A 2,217-nucleotide genomic window follows, 5' to 3' on the forward strand; every position below is an offset into this window, starting at 1 on the left:
TCTATTTTTGCTTATGTAAGAACATATGGAGAAGAAAAGCTTCTGGTGATTGCAAACTTTACTGCAGATGAATGTGTATTTGAATTGCCTGAGGACATTATTTATAGTAAAGCAGAGTTATTAATACACAATTATGATGTAGAAAATGTATTGATAGAAAACATTACATTACGACCATATGAAGCAATGGTATTTAAATTGAAATAAGAAAAGCCTTATGCCACCCTGGCATAAGGCTTTTACTATTACCATTTTAAAATAGAGAATCCATACGGTGGAAGTGTAACTTGTAATACACTTGCTTCCGCTGAAAATTCTTCGTTTGTATAAATGTTAATTATTTTCTTCCTGGTAATATGAAGAGGGAGTGAAGTTGTAACTTCACTGTTAGTAGGATTTAAAACGAAAAAGATAGTTTCATCTTCATATGTTTTTGTATAAGAAATATAATTATGTTCATCATTTGCCTCAATGAATTGAAAAGTACCATTTCCTCCAAATGCTTTATGTTGTTTCCGTAATGAAATTAATGTTTGTATATGTGTAAATAAAAGAGTATCTTGTTCTTTTTCATCCCATATCATACATTTGCGGCAGTCAGGGTCCATGCCACCATTCATACCGATTTCATCGCCGTAATAAATACAAGGAGAACCGATGAAAGAAAGGTGAAATACATAGAGTAACTTTAACTTATTTTTATCCCCGTTACATGTTGCTAAAATTCTAGGTGTGTCATGACTGTCTAATAAATGAAATGCCGCTTCATTTACATTCATAGAGTAGGAATGTAGAGAATCGGTAATTTGTTTCATAAATTCACTTGCATGAATGGATTCGTTAGCAAAGTAAGAAAGTAGAGCGTTTGTAACAGGATAGCTCATTACAGCATCAAATTGGTCACCTTGTAGCCATGGGAGTGCATCGTGCCAAATTTCACCTAAAATATATACTTCAGGATTTAATGCTTTTATTTCACTTCGGAATTCTCTCCAAAAACTGTGATCGACTTCATTTGCTACATCAAGGCGCCAACCGTCTATATTGAATTCTCTTACCCAATAACGCCCTACTTCAAGTAAATATTCTTTTACATCTGGGTGTGCTGTATTTAATTTAGGCATATACGGTGTAAATGCGAAAGTATCATAATTAGGAAGTGGCTCGGTTATAATTGGAAATTCATGAATATGGAACCAATCTTTATAGGCGGAATTTTCACCTTGTTCCAGCACGTCTTGAAATTTATCAAAGAAGTACCCGCTATGATTAAAAACAGCGTCGAGCATTACTTTTATACCACGTTTATGACACGCTTCAATGAGTTCTTTGAAAGTTTCTTTCGTCCCAAATTGTGGATCGATTTCCATGTAATCAATTGTGTCATATTTATGATTCGAATGAGCTTTGAAAATAGGGGTGAAATAAATGCCAGAGATTCCAAGCTTCACAAGGTAATCAAGGTTTTGAATAATACCAGCAAAATCTCCGCCGAAAAAATTAGTTGGAGTTGGTTCGGTACTTCCCCAAGGAAGGGTGTTTGCCGGATTTAATGTGCTATCCCCGTTAGCGAATCGTTCCGGGAAAATTTGATACCATACTGTGTCTTTAATCCAGGATGGTGCTCTGAAAACGTCTTTTGCATGAATGAATGGAAAGCAGAAAAAGTTACCGACATCGTCATTTGGAATATTAGAAAAAAATCCTCTTTCTGTATAAATAAGAGTTTCTACGTCGTTTTTTAATTCGAATCCATAACGTAAGCGTTTAAATTTCGGTTTGATTGAAACGGACCAATAATCAAATAACTCAGTAGATCCAGTTTTTTTCATCGGTGTACTCGCTGTAATCCATTTCCCGTCCTGCCATTCGTAAGGGTCACCGTAGATGAGAGCGGCGCTGTGAACATCATCTCTTTTTGTGTGTATTCGGATGTGAATTGTTTTTTCGTCGTAAGCGTATGCATAATTATCTTTTGGCCTATGATAGATCGCTTCTTTAAGCATATAGAAAATCCCCCTTTAATATCTCTATACATATAGTTCCCGTAAATGAAATAATAAAGATTATGTTGCAAACGATTGCCTTCCACATAACTTTAATATTGCTTATAAGAGTAGTATTCATTTTATGTAAAGTCAATGAATAAAGAGTGTGATAAGATTATTTTGAAAATTAATATTTGCAAAATGAATTAAAGGATGTATAATGATAGAC

The 2,217-nt window shown here is 34.3% G+C and carries 2 protein-coding genes; one reads left to right on the forward strand and one right to left on the reverse strand.

The annotated features are described in order from the left end of the window. On the forward strand, positions 1–207 hold a 207-nt coding region (locus tag AB3X49_RS21765; protein WP_367964691.1), incomplete at its 5' end, for an alpha-glucosidase C-terminal domain-containing protein. Positions 208–245: 38 nt separating this feature from the next. Here AB3X49_RS21765 and AB3X49_RS21770 read toward each other — a convergent pair. Beyond that, positions 246–2,006: an alpha-glycosidase gene (locus tag AB3X49_RS21770; protein WP_367964693.1), complete on the reverse strand. Its 1,761-nt coding sequence runs from the start codon at positions 2,004–2,006 to the stop codon at positions 246–248. Between the last annotated feature and the right edge of the window lie 211 nt (positions 2,007–2,217).

This window comes from Bacillus sp. C30, assembly GCF_040838255.1.
GTDB classification, from domain to species: domain Bacteria; phylum Bacillota; class Bacilli; order Bacillales; family Bacillaceae_G; genus Bacillus_A; species Bacillus_A mycoides.